This window comes from Castellaniella sp. WN (assembly GCF_054457555.1).
This window is the reverse complement of record NZ_JBTKZC010000001.1, coordinates 1,235,863-1,251,852: the sequence shown is the minus strand read 5'-3', so window position 1 is coordinate 1,251,852 and position 15,990 is coordinate 1,235,863. Positions and strand designations below refer to the sequence as shown.

At 67.3% G+C, this 15,990-nt stretch carries 12 protein-coding genes and 2 tRNA genes; 3 read left to right on the top strand and 11 right to left on the bottom strand.

Annotated elements, in window-relative coordinates; genetic code table 11:
* Positions 1-215: 215 nt before the first annotated feature.
* The 7 genes from ACTPOE_RS05745 to ACTPOE_RS05715 form a co-directional block, all read right to left on the bottom strand.
* A complete protein-coding gene (locus ACTPOE_RS05745) occupies positions 216-1,910 on the bottom strand; it encodes an FMN-binding glutamate synthase family protein (protein WP_458871255.1) in 1,695 nt (564 codons plus the stop codon).
* Between the two features lie 31 nt (positions 1,911-1,941).
* Positions 1,942-2,409: a DUF3293 domain-containing protein gene (locus ACTPOE_RS05740; protein WP_458871254.1), complete on the bottom strand. Its 468-nt coding sequence runs from the start codon at positions 2,407-2,409 to the stop codon at positions 1,942-1,944.
* Between the two features lie 34 nt (positions 2,410-2,443).
* Entirely contained in the window at positions 2,444-3,064 is a 621-nt protein-coding gene (locus tag ACTPOE_RS05735; protein WP_458871253.1) for a DNA-3-methyladenine glycosylase I, read from the bottom strand.
* A 19-nt stretch (positions 3,065-3,083) separates the two neighbouring features.
* Positions 3,084-4,607 carry a helicase HerA-like domain-containing protein gene (locus ACTPOE_RS05730; RefSeq protein WP_458871252.1) on the bottom strand — a complete coding sequence of 508 codons (1,524 nt, stop codon included), beginning with the start codon at positions 4,605-4,607 and terminating at the stop codon, positions 3,084-3,086.
* Positions 4,608-4,632: 25 nt separating this feature from the next.
* A complete protein-coding gene (gene selD / locus ACTPOE_RS05725; RefSeq protein WP_458871251.1) occupies positions 4,633-5,694 on the bottom strand; it encodes a selenide, water dikinase SelD in 1,062 nt (353 codons plus the stop codon).
* A 34-nt stretch (positions 5,695-5,728) separates the two neighbouring features.
* Positions 5,729-6,802, bottom strand: coding sequence for a tRNA 2-selenouridine(34) synthase MnmH (mnmH, locus tag ACTPOE_RS05720; protein WP_458871250.1), 1,074 nt, complete (start codon positions 6,800-6,802; stop codon positions 5,729-5,731).
* Positions 6,803-6,859: 57 nt separating this feature from the next.
* Positions 6,860-6,935: transfer RNA gene (locus ACTPOE_RS05715), tRNA-Val, on the bottom strand.
* Between the two features lie 497 nt (positions 6,936-7,432).
* On the opposite strand from ACTPOE_RS05715, the gene ltrA reads away from it, so the two are divergent.
* A complete protein-coding gene (gene ltrA / locus ACTPOE_RS05710) occupies positions 7,433-8,803 on the top strand; it encodes a group II intron reverse transcriptase/maturase (protein ID WP_458871249.1) in 1,371 nt (456 codons plus the stop codon).
* Between the two features lie 100 nt (positions 8,804-8,903).
* Here the strand turns inward: ltrA and ACTPOE_RS05705 are convergent, their stop codons facing one another.
* The 4 genes from ACTPOE_RS05705 to rnr form a co-directional block, all read right to left on the bottom strand.
* Complete coding sequence (locus tag ACTPOE_RS05705) at positions 8,904-9,182, bottom strand: HU family DNA-binding protein (RefSeq protein ID WP_043681629.1); 279 nt, start codon at positions 9,180-9,182, stop codon at positions 8,904-8,906.
* A 255-nt stretch (positions 9,183-9,437) separates the two neighbouring features.
* A complete protein-coding gene (locus ACTPOE_RS05700) occupies positions 9,438-10,679 on the bottom strand; it encodes a cystathionine gamma-synthase family protein (protein WP_458871248.1) in 1,242 nt (413 codons plus the stop codon).
* Between the two features lie 127 nt (positions 10,680-10,806).
* A complete protein-coding gene (rlmB, locus tag ACTPOE_RS05695) occupies positions 10,807-11,559 on the bottom strand; it encodes a 23S rRNA (guanosine(2251)-2'-O)-methyltransferase RlmB (protein ID WP_458871247.1) in 753 nt (250 codons plus the stop codon).
* Positions 11,560-11,702: 143 nt separating this feature from the next.
* Entirely contained in the window at positions 11,703-14,141 is a 2,439-nt protein-coding gene (gene rnr, locus ACTPOE_RS05690; protein ID WP_458871246.1) for a ribonuclease R, read from the bottom strand.
* 109 nt (positions 14,142-14,250) lie between these two features.
* Here rnr and ACTPOE_RS05685 point away from each other — a divergent pair.
* Together ACTPOE_RS05685 and ACTPOE_RS05680 are read left to right on the top strand one after the other, a co-directional pair.
* Positions 14,251-14,335, top strand: a tRNA-Leu gene (locus ACTPOE_RS05685).
* A 208-nt stretch (positions 14,336-14,543) separates the two neighbouring features.
* Positions 14,544-15,803 (top strand): tyrosine-type recombinase/integrase, encoded by a 1,260-nt coding sequence (locus ACTPOE_RS05680; RefSeq protein WP_458871245.1) that lies wholly within the window; start codon positions 14,544-14,546, stop codon positions 15,801-15,803.
* Positions 15,804-15,990: the final 187 nt, after the last annotated feature.

Genomic DNA, 15,990 nt, shown 5'->3' with positions numbered 1-15,990 from the left:
GATGGGTGGAATCGGCTTCGTGAATGTGAAGGCCCCGCCTTTTGGCGGGGCCCTGCTGCCGCTTTGGGCAGCGACACCGCATGGGAGCGGTGCAAGGTCAACGCCCTGGGGCGTGATGGACTACCATCAGGTAGCGATTTCAGTATAGGGCGGCCGGAAATCCTGGCCATAGGGGAATTCCCTGATCTCATCCGCGATTCGACTCATGGGTCGCCTCACGCCGTGTTTTTCCCGGACTGGGCCGAAGGATCCCGGTCCGGCGCGACAGCGGTGTCGGCGTGGCCGGACAGGGCCGCGCTCAGGCTGTAGAGCGGTTCGAAGGATTCAGCCTGCGCCATGGGCCAGGCGGTGCGGAAGATCGTGTTGCGGAACCGGCCTTCCAGCAGTTCGCCCTTTTCCAGGTCGGGGAACAGGGCGGACAGGACGCGCACTTCGCCATTGGCGATGCGCCGCGCGATGTGGTGCGGACGCAGCTGGTTGGGATGGGTCAGGCCGGCCGCGCCCAGCAGTTCCCCCAAGGCCTTGAGCGTGTTGGCGTGGTAGTTGGCCACGCGCACGGATTTGTCGGCCACCACCAGGGCCTGCTGGCGCTTGGGATCCTGGGTGGTGACGCCGGTGGGACAGCGGCCGGTGTGGCAGGTCTGGGCCTGGATGCAGCCGATGGCGAACATGTAGGCGCGGGCGCTGTTGCACCAGTCCGCGCCCAGGGCCATGAGGCGTGCCATGTCGAAGGCGCTGATGACCTTGCCCGAGGCGCCCAGCCGGATGCGTTCGCGCAGGCCAATGCCCACCAGGGTGTTGTGGACCAGGCGCAGGCCTTCGCGCAGCGGCGTGCCGACGTGGTCGACGAATTCGATGGGCGCGGCGCCGGTGCCGCCCTCGGCGCCGTCCACGACGATGAAGTCGGGCGTGATGCCGGTGGCGAGCATGGCCTTGGCGATGGCGAACCATTCCCAGGGGTGGCCGATGCACAGCTTGAAGCCGACCGGCTTGCCGCCGGACAGCTCGCGCAGGCGGGCGATGAAGTGCATCATTTCGATGGGAGTGTCGAAGGCGCTGTGGCTGGATGGGGATACGCAGTCCTGTCCGACCGGCACGCCGCGCGCGGCGGCGATTTCCGGCGTGACCTTGGGTGCCGGCAGGATGCCGCCGTGGCCGGGCTTGGCGCCCTGGGACAGCTTGATCTCGATCATGCGGATGTTGTCCCGCCGGGCCATGTCGGCGAACCGTTCCTCGGAGAAGCTGCCATCCGGATTGCGGCAGCCGAAGTAGCCTGAGCCGATGTTCCAGATCAGGTCGCCGCCGTGCTCCAGGTGGTAGCGGCTGACACCGCCTTCGCCCGTGTCGTGGGCGAAATGGCCGAGCGTCGCGCCCTTGTTCAGGGCCATGACGGCGTTGGCCGACAGCGCGCCGAAACTCATGGCGGAGATGTTGAAGACCGACAGGTCCACGGGCTGGGTACAGTCCGGTCCGCCGACGGTGGTGCGGAAATCGTTGTCCTGGACGTGGGTCGGCACCATGGCGTGGTTGATCCACTCGTAGTCGTTGCCGTAGACGTCGCCCTGGGTGCCGAAGGGGCGCTGGTCCATCTGCCGCTTGGCGCGCTGGTATACCAGGGACCGGTCCACGCGCGAAAAGGGCAGCTTGAGCGTGTCGTCCTCGAAGAAGTACTGGCGCACCTCCGGACGAATGAATTCGAACAGGAAGCGCAGGTTGCCGATCACCGGGTAGTTGCGTCGGATGGCGTGACGAGTCTGGTGCAGGTCGTAGACCCCCAGCAGGCTCAGGCCCAGGAACAGCAGGCAGGGCAGCCACCAGCCGGCGCTGAAGGACAGGGCCAGCAGGGCGCATAGCACGGTGAGCGCGATGACGGCGTGAAAAGCAGTGTGACGGGTGAACAGTTGGTGCATGGAACGGGCTCCGTGGAATCGGACGACCCGGCTACCTTAGCAGATGCGCGCTGTCGGCGTGCCGGTCCGTCCAGGGTGTCCAGGCCAGTTGCGCCACCGTGTCCGGCCCGCACAAGACCAGGGCGTTCTGGCCGAAGCGGCGCGCCAGCCGCAGTCCTTCGTCCAAGGGCAGGCCCGGGATCCACAGGCCGGTCTCGTCGGGCCACAGGCCCAGCGGGTCCAGCCCCCGGCCCGGCAGCCAGACATGGCCCAGCCGTTCGACCGCCCGTCGCAGCGCGCGCAGGCGGCGGGCATTGGCTGCGGGGCGCAGGCGGCGGCTGCGCGGGTTGCAGGCGGTCAGGAAGACGCCACCTTGCGGAAACAGGGGGCGCAGCGCCGGGTGCGCCTGGCCGATGCGCAGCACGAGCGGCGGGTCGGTGTCGATGCGGTAGTGCGCGGCCCGGTAGACTTGCGCCAGCGCCGAAGCGGCCGGATCCGGGGACGCGCTGCGAGGCTTCATGTTCGTGCGGTCTGGCGAGGCGCTGGCGTGGGCGTCATCCTGCCAGCGCACGGTGACGGTGGCAGTCCGTGGTGTGGTCCATCAGGCAGCCGATGGCCTGCAGGTAGGATTGGCAGATGGTCGGGCCGACGAAGGTGAAGCCGTGGCGCTTCAGCAGGCGGCTCAGGGTTTCGGCCTCGGGGCCGGCGACGGGAGCTTCTTCCGGGGCGGCATAGTAATGGATGATGGGTCGGCCGCCGACCACGGACCAGATCAGGCCGACCGGGTCGGGCAGGGCCAGCCAGGCGCGGGCGTTGGCGCCAGCGGCGCGCAGCTTGAGGCGGTTGCGGATGATGCTGGCGTCCCGCATGCGATCCTGGACCCAGGCCTCGCCGGTGCGGGCCAGGGCCTCGGGGTCGAAGTCCAGCAGGGCGGCGCGCAGGGCCTCGCGCCGGCGCAGGATGGTGAGCCAGGACAGGCCCGCCTGGAAGCCTTCCAGGATCAGCATCTCGAACAGGTGCCGTGGGTCGTGCGAGGGCACCCCCCATTCGCCATCGTGGTAGCGCTGGTACAGCGGATCGTCGGTGCACCATCGACAGCGCACGGGGTCCGCCATGGCGCGCGTGGCGGCCGGTGTGACGGAGGCGGCCACCGGGTCGGGAGAGCGGGTCGGCATGCGTGATCCGTGTCCGGGCTCAGCGCCGCCGGCCGCCGACCAGGGAGCCCAGCAGGCCGCGCACCAGTTGGTTGGCGGCGTTGCGCGCCATGCTCTTGGCGACCGATTGCACCACCCCGTCGCGGTGGCCGCCGCGCGGGCCGGTGGAGCCGAACAGGAAGTCGCCCAGGACGCCGGTGATGCCATTGTCCTGGGAAGCGGGCGCCTCGGCGCGGCCGGCGCCGCCCGCCGCGTTCTTGCCGCCCGCGGGCGCGGTGTTTCCGGACTGGGCGCGTTGCAGCAGGATCTCATAGGCGGATTCGCGGTCCATCGCCTGGTCGTATTTGCCGGCCAGCATGGAGGCGCCCAGCAGGGACTGGCGCTCGGCCGCCGTGGCCGGTCCGATGCGGCTGCCGGGGGCGAGCATCCAGACGCGCTGCGTGGGGGTGGGTTGGCCCTTGGGGTCCAGCAGGGACACCAGAGCCTCTCCCACGGCCAGTTCGGTGATGGCGGCCTCGATGTCCAGTCCGGGATTGGGCCGCATGGTCTGCGCGGCGGTCTTGACGGCCTTCTGGTCGCGGGGGGTGTAGGCGCGCAGGGCGTGCTGCACGCGGTGGCCCAGCTGGCCCAGCACGGTGTCGGGGATGTCGGTGGGATTCTGGGTGACGAAATACACCCCCACGCCCTTGGAGCGGATCAGGCGCACGACCTGCTCGATCTTTTCCAGCAGGGCGGCGGGGGCGTCCTTGAACAGCAGGTGGGCCTCGTCGAAGAAGAAGACGAGCTTGGGCTTGTCCAGGTCGCCGACCTCGGGCAGGCGCTCGTACAGGTCGGCCAGCATCCACAGCAGGAAGACGGCGTACAGGCGCGGGGACTGCATCAGCCGGTCGGCGGCCAGGACATTGACCATGCCGCGCCCCTGGGCGTCGGCGCGCATCCAGTCGAAGACGTCCAGCATGGGTTCGCCGAAGAAGGTCTCGGCGCCTTCGGATTCCAGGCGCAGCAGGCTGCGCTGGATGGCGCCGATGGACGCGGAGGAAACCTGGCCGTAGCGGGTGCGCAGCTCGGCGGCGCGGTCGGCCACGTGCTGCAGCATGGACCGCAGGTCTTTCAGGTCCAGGATCAGCAGGCCCTCGTCGTCGGCGACGCGGAAGGCCAGGGTCAGCACGCCTTCCTGGGTGTCGTTCAGGTCCAGCATGCGCGCCAGCAGTTGCGGTCCCAGGTCGGATACCGTGGCGCGGATCGGGTGGCCCTGTTCGCCGAAGATGTCCCAGAGCGTGGTCGGACTGCCGCCCCAGGCGGGCTCGGGCAGCCCCAGGTCGGCCAGGCGCCGGGCCAGCTTGGGCGATGCGGCGCCCGCCTGGGAGATGCCGGTGAGGTCGCCCTTGACGTCCGCCATGAAGACCGGCGTGCCGATGCGGGAGAATGATTCGGCCAGGACCTGCAGGGTGATGGTCTTGCCGGTGCCGGTGGCGCCGGTGATGCAGCCGTGGCGGTTGGCCAGTTGCGGCAGCAGGGCGGCCTGGGCGTCGGCGTTGCGGGCGATGATCAGGGGATCGGCCATGGGGGCTCCGGAGAGGGGGACGGAATCAGGATACTCGAATATGGGCGGGACCGGCCTCCAGACGTCCGATGCGGGCGGCCTGGGCGAAGCCGTCGGCGCGCAGCAGGGCGAGGACCTCGTCGGCGGCCTGCGGCGCGCAGGCGACCAGCAGGCCGCCGGAGGTCTGCGGGTCGGTCAGCAGGGCGCGGGCTTCGTCGGGCAGGTCGGGCTCCAAGGTGGACTCGGCGCCGCAGGCGTGCCAGTTGCGCTCCGACGCGCCGGTGCGGATGCCCTCCCGGGCCAGGCCCGGGGCGGGCGCCAGCCAGGGCAGGTCGGCGTAGGAAACCTCGGCGCGCAGGCCCGAGCCCCGGCACATTTCCAGGGCGTGGCCCAGCAGGCCGAAGCCGGTCACGTCGGTCAGGGCGTGCACGGCGTCGAGTCCGGCCAGGCGCGCACCCGGGGTGTTCAGCCGGGTGGCGCTGGCGATCATGGTGCGGTAGCCCTCGGCGTCGAGCCGGTCTTTTTTCAGGGCGGCCGACAGGATGCCCACGCCCAGGGGCTTGCTGAGGATCAGGACGTCGCCCGCGCGGGCGCGGTCGTTGCGCTTGATGCGGTCCGGGTGCGCCAGGCCGATGACGGCCAGGCCGTAGATCGGCTCCACGGAGTCGATCGAATGGCCGCCCGCGATGGGGATCCCGGCTTCCTGGCAGACCGAGGCGCCGCCCGCCAGGATGGCGGCGATGGTGTCGTGCGGCAGGGCCTTGGTCGGCATGCCGACGATGGCCAGCGCCAGGATCGGGCGCCCGCCCATGGCATACACGTCCGACAGCGCGTTGGTCGCGGCGATGCGGCCGAAGTCGCGCGGGTCATCGACGATGGGCATGAAGAAGTCGGTCGTGGCGATCAGCGCCTGCTCGTCGTTGAGACGGTAGACGGCCGCGTCGTCGGACGACTGGGTGCCCACCAGCAGGTCGGGAAAGGGGCCTGCGGGCAGGGCGTCGCGCATCAGGCGCGCCAGCACGTCCGGGGCGATCTTGCAGCCGCATCCGCCGCCGTGGGACAGGGAGGTCAGGCGGGGGATGGGGACGGTGGTGTCGGGAGCGTTCATGGAGACGGGAATCCTGGGGATTGGGGCCTGGAGCTCAGGCCGGGATCAACTGTTCGATCAGGGCGCGGGCCTGGGTGTTGCCGTCTGCGGCGGTGGGGTCGTAGTCGAACGCCGCCGCCTGGGCCAGGCCGGCGTAATGGGAATCGCTGCTGCGGCGGTAGGCGGGGTCGTAATGGGTTTCCACCAGGGCCTGGAACAGTTCGGCGCGCCGGTCGGCGGCGATCAGGGCCTGCCAGTCGCAGATCGTCTGGCGGCTGTGCAGGCCGATCAGCCGCTCCAGCGTCCGGCCGAAGTCGTCCGGCGCGTCGAACAGGTGGGCGTAGTCCTGCAGCAGGAACGCGATCCGTTGCGACAGGGCCGCCCGCACGCGCACGCAGCGGCCCGCGTGCATGGCGCGCAGCAGGGTTTCGGGCAGGCTCAACTGGCCGATGCGCCGGCTTTCGGCCTCGACGAAGACGGGCCGGGCCGGATCCAGGGCCTCGATGGCCTGGAGCAGGGCGGACTCGAAGCCGCGCTGGCTGGGCTGCGGCCGGTCGGGCAGCGAGCCCAGCAGCGAGCCGCGATGCCGGGCCAGGCCTTCCAGGTCCAGGATCTGGGCGCCCGCCGCGCCCAGCGATTGCAGCAGGCGGGTCTTGCCCGATCCGGTGGGACCGGTCAGCACGATGCAGTCCAGGCCGGCGGGGCGTTCGGCCAGGGTGTCGATCACGTGCCGGCGCCAGGTCTTGTAGCCGCCGTCCAGCTGGCGCGCGCGCCAGCCGATCAGGTTGAACCAGGCGGTCATGGAGCCCGAGCGCTTGCCGCCGCGCCAGCAGTAGATCAGCGGCCGCCAGCTGCGCGGACGGTCGGCGAAGATCGTCTCCAGGGATTCGGCGATGTGGCGGGCGACCAGGGCGGCGCCCAGGCGTGTCGCCTTGAAGGGCGATTCCCGGGCGTACATGGTGCCGATCAGGACGCGTTCCTCGTTGTTGAGCACCGGCGCGTTCAGGGCGCCGGGGATGTGGTCGTCGGCGTATTCTGCCGGCGTGCGCACGTCGACGATCTCGTCGAACTGGCCGAGGGCGTCCAGGCCGCAGCGCTGCGAGCCCTGGGGATGCGGTGTGGGATTCATGGCGGGGATTGTAAATCCGCCGGGGCGCGGATGCCTGGAACCAGGACACCGGGTCCGTGGTGGGTGCTGAGGGGCTCGAACCCCCGACCTACGCCGTGTAAAGGCGCCGCTCTACCAACTGAGCTAAGCACCCGGACCTGTGGTGCGCGCGCGCCGGATTCGCGGGCGGGCGTGGCATTGTAGCTTGAAAAAAAAGGCCACCGGTGATCGCGGTGGCCTTTTTGCGGTACGCCCAGCATGGGCGTACTCCTGCGGGTGCGAGTCCCGCCGCGAGTTGGTCACAACGAGCGAAGTGAAGCGCAACTGCGCGAGGGTGACCGAGCGTGGGGAGGAAGCGTGAAGCGTAAATCGTGAGCCGATGAACAAGAACTGCATAGAAGGCGCTGCCGAGCAGGGCGAGCGGGCCACAAACCGCAAAGCTCTCGTGACCAAGGCGAAGCGGCGTAGATGCGGCGGTTGTGCGATGAAGGAGTGCGCTCTTATCTGGGGACGCCTCGCCTTGATCCTGAAAGGGTAACGGCGTCGAGCCGGAGCGAGGTCTCAGCAGCGGTCGTAGTAGTCGTGGTAGCGGGGCCGGTGAGGCTGAGAGCGAGGCGGCGAAGGACCAAACGAGAAGGAGTATTGCTCGACATGTCGATGCAGCTTGTATTGCCTCAGATGTCCACGTCGGTGGAGCGGGCGGGCGTAGCCTGCGGTGAAGCCGCAGGTGATTCAGCCAGCGAGGAAACAGGATGCCCGCGACATGGCAATGAGGATACAGGGTCAACGCTGCTGGTGGCGGCGTTGACGAGGGAGAACCTGCAAGCGGCATTCAAGCGGGTGCGGGCCAATAAAGGCGCCGCTGGAGTGGATGGCCTGGACATTGACCAGACCGCCGGCCACCTGGTGGCAGCCTGGCCTGCCATCCGTGAAGCGCTGCTGGCGGGAACGTACCGGCCCAGTCCGGTGCGGCGGGTGATGATCCCGAAGCCCGACGGCGGCCAGCGCGAGCTGGGCATCCCGACGGTGACGGATCGACTGATCCAGCAGGCACTGCTGCAAGTGCTGCAACCCTTGCTTGACCCCACCTTCAGCGAACACAGCTACGGCTTCAGGCCGGGGCGGCGTGCGCATGATGCGGTACTTGCCGCTCAGTCGTATGTGCAGTCCGGTCGTCGTATTGTGGTGGACGTGGATCTGGAGAAGTTCTTTGACCGGGTCAACCACGACATCCTGATTGACCGCTTACGGAAACGTATCCCGGAAGCTGGAGTCATCCGGCTGATCCGTGCGTATCTGAACAGCGGCATCATGGAGGGTGGTGTGGTCATCGAACGGTATGAGGGCACGCCGCAAGGCGGGCCGCTCTCGCCGTTGCTGGCCAACGTCTTGCTCGATGAGGTGGATCGTGAGCTGGAGTGCCGGGGGCATTGCTTCGTGCGCTACGCCGATGACTGTAACGTCTATGTTGGCAGTCGTCGGGCGGGCGAGCGGGTAATGGGTCTATTGCGACGGCTGTACGCCAAGCTGCGCCTGAAGGTCAATGAGGCCAAAAGCGCGGTGACGAGCGTCTTTGCTGATCGTAAATTCCTGGGCTACAGCTTCTGGGTGGCACCGAAAGGCGTCATCAAGCGCCGGATGGCGACCAAGGCGCTGGCCACGTTCAAGCAACGTGTGCGGCAACTGACGCTCCGCTCAGGTGGGCGCAGCATGCAGCAGGTGGTTGATCGGCTACGGGTCTATCTGCTGGGATGGAGGGGTTACTTCCGGTTGGCGCAGACTCCGGGAATCTGGCGAACGCTGGATGAATGGATGCGGCATCGGCTGCGGGCTATCCAACTTAAGCAGTGGAAACGTGGCAAGACCATGTTCCGGGCGCTGCGCGCGCTGGGTGCTTCAGTCGCGGTTGCCCAGCGTGTGGCGGCTAACAACCGTCGCTGGTGGCGTAACAGTGGAAAACTGCTCAATAGCGTGCTCGACCTAGCCTGGTTTGATCGCCTCGGATTACCTCGGCTCTCCTGACCTCAACTTCTCGAACCGCCCGGTGCGGACCCGCATGCCGGGTGGTGTGGCAGGGGCGCAGCTCATAAGAACTGCCCCCTATGCCGATCGAGCGCCGGATTTATTTGGCGTTCACGGCGTCCTTCAGGGCCTTGCCCGGACGGAACTTCGGCACGCGGGCCTTCTTGATCTTGATTTCTTCGCCGGTGCGCGGATTGCGGCCGGTGCGGGCGGCACGTTCGGACACGGCGAAAGTGCCGAAGCCGACCAGAGTGACCGAGCCCTTCTTCTTCAGGGTGGTCTTCACGGCGCCCACGAAGGCTTCCAGGGCGCGGCCCACGTCAGCCTTGGAGAGATCGGTCTTGGAGGAAATGTGCTCGATCAGCTCGGTCTTGTTCATTGATGAAATACCCCTGAGGTTTATTGTGGCCTGGCGGATTATCCGCCAGACGTTTGATGGATGATGGTCTGTCGCAGCCAAACCGATCCGGTTTCCTCGGCCGCGGGGCGGCGGGATGCTGGCCGGTTCGAAGGCTAAGCCGTATTAAGCCTTCGAAAGCCTGGAGTGTCAAGAACAAATCACTGGAAACCCGCATGTTTCCTGACGTTTGTTAAAAATCCCAACACTGGATAGGGGTATACCCCGAACCAGGAATCAGGTCTGGGTGGCATCCAGGGCCCGCGCGAAATCGTCGATCAGATCGGCTTCGTCTTCGATTCCCACGGAGATGCGCAGAAAACCGTCCGGAATGCCCATCAGGGCACGGCGTTCCGGACCCATCTCGTAGTAGATGGTATGGGCGGCGGGCAGCACCAGTGTGCGATTGTCGCCCAGGTGGGTGGCCAGGGCCGCGACGCGCAGGCGGTTCAGGCAGTCGAAGACATCCACGTGGTCGTGCAACTCCACGCCCAGCAGGCCGCCGTAGCGGCCGCCGAACCACTGCGTGGCGCGCTCGTGCTGGGGGTGGCTGGCCAGGCCGGGATAGCGGACCTTGCTGACTTGCGGATGCGTTTCCAGGAAGCGCGCCAGGGCCAGGGCGTTGGCGCAGATGCGGTCCATGCGCAGCGCCATGGTCTCGGCGCCGGCCGCGATGCGGTGGGCCATGTCCGAGGACAGCGTGCCGCCCATGTCGCGCAGGCCCTTTTTCTTGATCTGCTGCAGGCCCCAGGCACGTGGGTCGCCCTTGCGGTACTGTTCGTGGATATGCGGGAAATCGGACCAGTCGTACAACCCGGTCTGGGTGACGGCGCCGCCCAGGGCGTTGCCGTGCCCGCCGATGTGCTTGGACAGGGAATTGATCACCAGGGACGCGCCGAAGTCCCGGCCCGGGGCCAGGTAGGGCGAGGACAGGGTGCTGTCCACCACGTAGACCAGCCCGCGCGCGCGGCAAAGCTCGCCGATCGCCTTCAGGTCGGCGATCTGGGTGCCGGGGTTGGCGATGGTCTCGACGAAGACCATGCGGGTGTCGGGCCGGATCGCCGCTTCGACCTGGGCGGCATCGGTCGCGTCCACCAGGCTCAGTTCCACGCCGAAGTTTTCCAGCGTCATCAGCAGGCTGTTGGTGTTGCCGAAGACGTACTTGCTGGCGACCAGGTGGTCCCCCTGGCGCAGCAGGGCGAAGAAGGTGGCGTTCAGCGCGGCCATGCCGGTGGCGAAGGCCACCGTGGCCTGGCCGCGCTCCATGTCCGTGACCTTGGCCTCCAGCGAAGCCGTGGTCGGCGTCCCCTGGCGGGCGTAGGTATAGCCCGCCTTGCCCTGGAACACGGCGGCGAGTTCGCGCGCGTCGGTGTAGGCGTATTCGGTGGACGGATGGATGGGCTGGTGGATGGCGCCGTGCTCCAGTTGGGCGCGATGGTCGGCGTGGACGAGCCGGGTGGTGAAGCCTTGGTCGGACATGGGAAGGCGGTGCGGTCGGATTGAAATGGAAAGGGCGCGGCCCGGGCGGGCGCGCCAGTCTGGACATTATGCGCTTTTTTGTCTTGGGCCGGCCCGAACCGGGCCGTGCCGCGCCGCGCGCGGAAGCTCAGGCCGGCGCCAGCCGCTGGCGCACGGTTTCGTACAGGCAGACCGCGCTGGCGACGCTGACGTTCAGGCTTTCGACCGAGCCCCGCATGGGGATGGACACGAGTTCGTCGCAGGTTTCCCGGGTCAGGCGGCGCATGCCTTCGCCTTCGGCGCCCATCACCCAGGCCATCGGCCGGCGCGCGTCGATCTGGTGCAGACTGTGCGTGGCTGCGTCGTCCGTGCCCACCAGCCAGACGTCGCGCTCGCGCAGGGCGCGCAGGGTGCGCGCCAGGTTGGTGACCGTCAGGTAGGGCACGGTGTCGGCCGCGCCGCAGGCCACGCGCTGGACCGTCGTGTTCAGGCCGACGGCACGGTCCTTCGGGGCGATGACGGCGTGCACGCCGGCGGCGTCGGCCGTGCGCAGGCAGGCGCCCAGGTTGTGCGGGTCGGTGACACCGTCGAGCACCAGCAGCAGGGCGGGTTCGTGGCGATCCTCCAGGGCATCCAGGACCTCGTCGACCGATACGGCCAGAGGCCGGGGACGGGCCAGGGCGACGATGCCCTGGTGGCGCACGCCGTGGGCCAGCCCTTCCAGTCGCCGGGCATCGGCGGTGTGCCAGCGTACCCCCGCGGCTTCCAGCTGCTCGATGCAGCGTTGCATGCGGGCATCCTGGCGCGTGGTGTCCAGGTAGACGTCGCGGATGGAGTCCGGGGCATGGCGCAGGCGCGCCTGCACGGCGTGGAAGCCGGCCAGGATTTGTTGGGATGACATCAGGCAAGGCCTATCAGGGGTGGGTGAAGCGGCCCGCCGCAGAACGCTGCGGGCCCTCTGCCTGGAATTGTAGTGCGGGTGCGCGCGAGGTGCGCTCGCCGCCCCGGCTGGCCGGGACGGACGGCGGTTCGCCGCGAGCCGGATCAGGAGCGCCGCTTGCGTGGCGCTTCCTGACGCGTGGCGCGCTTGGCTTCGGCGCGACGCTGGTGGGCCGTGGTGCCGCGCAGGGCGGCGGGCTTGGCGCCGGCGGCTTTCTTGTGCGAACGCTGGGCGGGGCGGGGCTCGCCCTCGATCTCCGCACGCAGCGACTTGAAGTCCTCGCCCTTGACCGGGCGGAAGTCGATGCGCCGGGCTTCCAGGTCTACGCGCGATACCTGGACCTGGAGGGCATCGCCCAGCTGGTAGCGCAGGCCGGTGCGTTCGCCGCGCAGTTCGTTCAGTGCCTCGTTGTACTGGAAGTAGTCGCCGCCCAGTTCGGAGATGTGCACCAGCCCTTCCACGTAGAGTGTGTCCAGCGTGACGAACACGCCGAAGCTGGTGACGGCGCTGATCCGGCCGCTGAAGACTTCACCCACGTGCTCGCGCACGAACCAGCATTTCAGCCAGGCCTCGACGTCGCGCGAGGCCTCGTCGGCACGCCGTTCGCGGGCCGACAGCAGCGCGCCCAGGGCCTCCCAGGCGTCGCGTTCGCGGACCTTGGCGGGCAGGGCGGGATCGGCGGGTAGGCCCGGCGGCGCCGGCGGCTGGTAGCGGCGCTGGTGCAGGATGCCCCGGATCACGCGGTGCACCAGCAGGTCCGGGTAGCGCCGGATGGGCGAGGTGAAGTGCGCGTAGTGTTCGTAGGCCAGGCCGAAGTGGCCGGTCTGCTCGGGGCTGTAGATGGCCTGCTGCATCGAGCGCAGGCACATCGTCTGGATCGAGGCGAAGTCCGGCCGCGCCCGGCTGGCCAGGATCAGGCGGGCATAGTCGGCGGTCTTGGGGTCGTCTCCGCCGCCCAGGGTCAGGCCCAGATGGCGCAGAAAGTCGCGCAGCGTCTGCAGCTTTTCCGGCGTCGGGCCATCGTGCACGCGGAACAGCGCCCGGGTCTTGTTGCGCACGATGAAATCCGCTGCGCAGGTGTTGGCCGCCAGCATGCATTCCTCGATCAGGCGGTGGGCGTCGTTGCGGGCGTAGGGTTCGATGCGCTCGATGCGGCCGAGGGGATTGCAGACGATGCGGGTCTCGATCGTGTCGAAGTCGATGGCGCCACGCTTGCGCCGGGCCTGTTCGAAGGACTGGAACAGGTCGTAGACCGTCTGCACGTGGGGCAGCAGGCCGCCCAGATTCTGCGCCGCCGGACCGGTGGGCTGCTGCAGGGCCGCCCAGATGTCGGTGTAGGTAGTGCGGGCGTGGGAATGGATGACGGCTTCGTAGAATTGGTAGGCGACGACGGTACCCGCCTTGGCGCCGCCCGCCGGGATCATCATGTCGCATACCATCACCAGACGGTCCACGTCCGGATTCAGCGAGCAGATGCCGTTGGACAGGGCTTCCGGCAGCATGGGGATGACGCGGCGCGGGAAATACACGCTGGTGCCCCGGTCCAGGGCGTCCTCGTCCATCGCCGTGCCGGGCCGGACATAGTGGCTGACGTCGGCGATGGCCACCAGCAGCCGCCAACCGGGCCGCGCGCGCTTGGCCGTGCCCAGGTCGGCGGGCATGCAGAACACCGCGTCGTCGAAGTCGCGGGCGTCTTCGCCGTCGATGGTGATGAAGGGCACGTCGCGCAGGTCGACGCGTCCGGCCCGGTCATCCGCACGCACGTGGTCGGGAATCGAGGCCAGCTGTCTGCGCGTGGCGTCGGAGAACTCCACCGGCACGTCGAATTTCCGCACGGCGATCTCGATCTCCATACCGGGATCGTCGATCTCGCCCAGGACCTCGATCACGCGGCCCAGGGGCTGGATGTGGCTAGCCGGCTGGCGCAGAATCTGCACCGTGACCACCTGGCCGGGCTCGGCGCCCTCCGTGTCCTGGGGCGCGATCAGGATGTCGTGCTTGATGCGCTGGTCCTCGGGCGCGACGATGAAGGCGCCGCGTTCCTTCAGGAAGCGGCCGACCAGTTTCAACGTGCGCCGTTCGAGGACCTCGACGATGACGCCTTCGGGGCGGCCGCGGAATTCGCCGGATTCCTTCACCCGCACCCGGTCGCCGTGCAGGACCTTTTCCATTTCGTGGGGCGACAGGAACAGGTCCTGGCCGCCCTCGTCGGGGATCAGGAAGCCGAAACCGTCCCGATGCCCCTGGACGGTGCCGGTGATGAAGTGGGTGTTGTTGCAGATTTGCAACCTTCCCTGGGGGTTGTAGCGCAGCTGGCCGTCGCGTTCCATGGCCTTGATGCGGCGGACGAAGCCCGTGGACAGGGGGATCGTGGCGTGAGTGGCGTCGGCCAGGGCTTCCGGCGACAGGGGCTTGCCGGCCTTGCGCAGGGTGTCCAGCACCAGCTCTCTGGAGGGGACGTCGGGATCGAAATCGAAGGGGAGACTGTTCGCTGGCGGGTTGGAAGCGTCGCGGTTATTGTCGTTGTCGGTTCGCTTTTTCAAAGGCTGTTTGCATCCAAAAAAATTGTGTTGTATAGTTCTGTCTTCGCTGAACGGCGCGCAAAAACAGCACGGCGAATCGGCGAAAGCAATAGCATACACGTTATGCTGTGCCCAGGTGGCGGAATTGGTAGACGCGCATGGTTCAGGTCCATGTGCCGCAAGGTGTGGAGGTTCGAGTCCTCTCCTGGGCACCACTTCTTAGTTTTAAGAAGTCCAATATAGTCCGATGTCTTCCGACATCAAAAAGCAAAACCCGCATAGACACTAGCTCTTGCGGGTTTTTTGCTTTCAGCGGGTCCAGTAGCGTCCGATGTTCGTCCAGTTGAAGCTATTGCCTTTGAGTATCCGTTTGAGTATCTTGTAGGTCAAATACTCAAATCGGGCCCTCATAGGGCGCAGACTATGCCCAAGCTTGCCCAGCAGCTATCAGATGTTGCGATCCGCAAGGCCAGGCCTCAATCCAAGCCTTACTCAATGGCGTCTGGAAGAGGACTGCGCCTGGAGGTCATGCCCACCGGCGTTAAGCAGTGGGTGGCCAGATACAGAACCCGAGAGGGGAAGCAACGGACCAAGGTTGTCGGTATCTACCCTGATATGGGGATAGCTGACGCCCACAAGGCCACCGAAGATCTTCAGCAGCAGGTCCGCATGGGTGAGGCACCCGTTGGGCTACATGATCGGATCAAAGCGGCGGCGCAGGCTCTGACCCTGGATCAGGTCGAGGAGCAGCAACGGGCCCGGGACGCCAGGGAACATTCTTTTACTGTGGTGTCCGATGCCTGGCTGGAGGACCGCAAGCCGGGTTGGGCGACGTCTACCTATGACAAAGCGGTGTTCATCGTCAGGAAGCGTCTGCAGCCGCACATAGGCAACCTGGATATGCGCACGATGGCCAGCAAGGATGTGGTGAGTGTGTTGCGCCAGTTGGGCGCCGATGCGCCATCCCTTGCCAGGAAGGCCCGTCAGTACCTGAATGGGGTCACCGAATACGGCATCCAGCGCGGCATGCGCGGTGATGATCAGGTGTTGCGCCTGCGGGGTGTGCTGCCGAAGTACCGCGGTGGGCATATTCCAGCCGTGACCAAGGTTCAGGGGATTGGCCCGTTGATGCAGGCGATCCTGGCCTATGACAGTCGAGTGACCCGTGGCGGGCTGCTGCTGGCGGCCTATACCGCATGCCGACCCGGCATCGTGGCGGCGGCGGCCTGGGAAGAAATCGACCTGGACAGGGCCGAATGGGCGATCCCCGCCACGAAGATGAAGACAGGCGTGGATCATGTCGTCAGCCTGCCGCGCCAGGCCCTGGACGTGCTGGCGGAAATGCGCCAGTACGGCGGCGAAGTGTTCGTCTTTCCGGGCAGTCAGAGCAACGAGCACATGCACCGTGATGCGCTTTCCAAGGCGCTGCGATCGATGGGCTTTCAGGGGAGGCATGCCACCCACGGCTTCCGGGCCATGCTGCGCACGGTGGCGCGTGAGCGGCTGAAGATCGACGTGGACGTATTGGAAGCCCAGTTGGCCCATGCGAAAAAGGACGAGGTCCAGGCGGCCTATGACCGGGCCAAGTTCGAGGACGAGCGCCGCTTGGTGATGCAGACCTGGGCGGACTTCCTGCATGAGCAGGCTGGACAGAAGACTGTTGTTGAGATGCGACGGGCATAACTGAGTACGCCAGCGCCTAGCCCGACGGGGCGAAGAGCCGGAGACATCCGCCGGCCTGGGGCTGGCACCTATTTCACGGATGGTGCGTGGATGGCGCGATGAAGAAAAGTGCGAGTTACTCCGTTGATCCAGAAAATCAGGATATTTTGCGGCTCACGGATATTCTGGATCTCAGCGAAGATGGCCG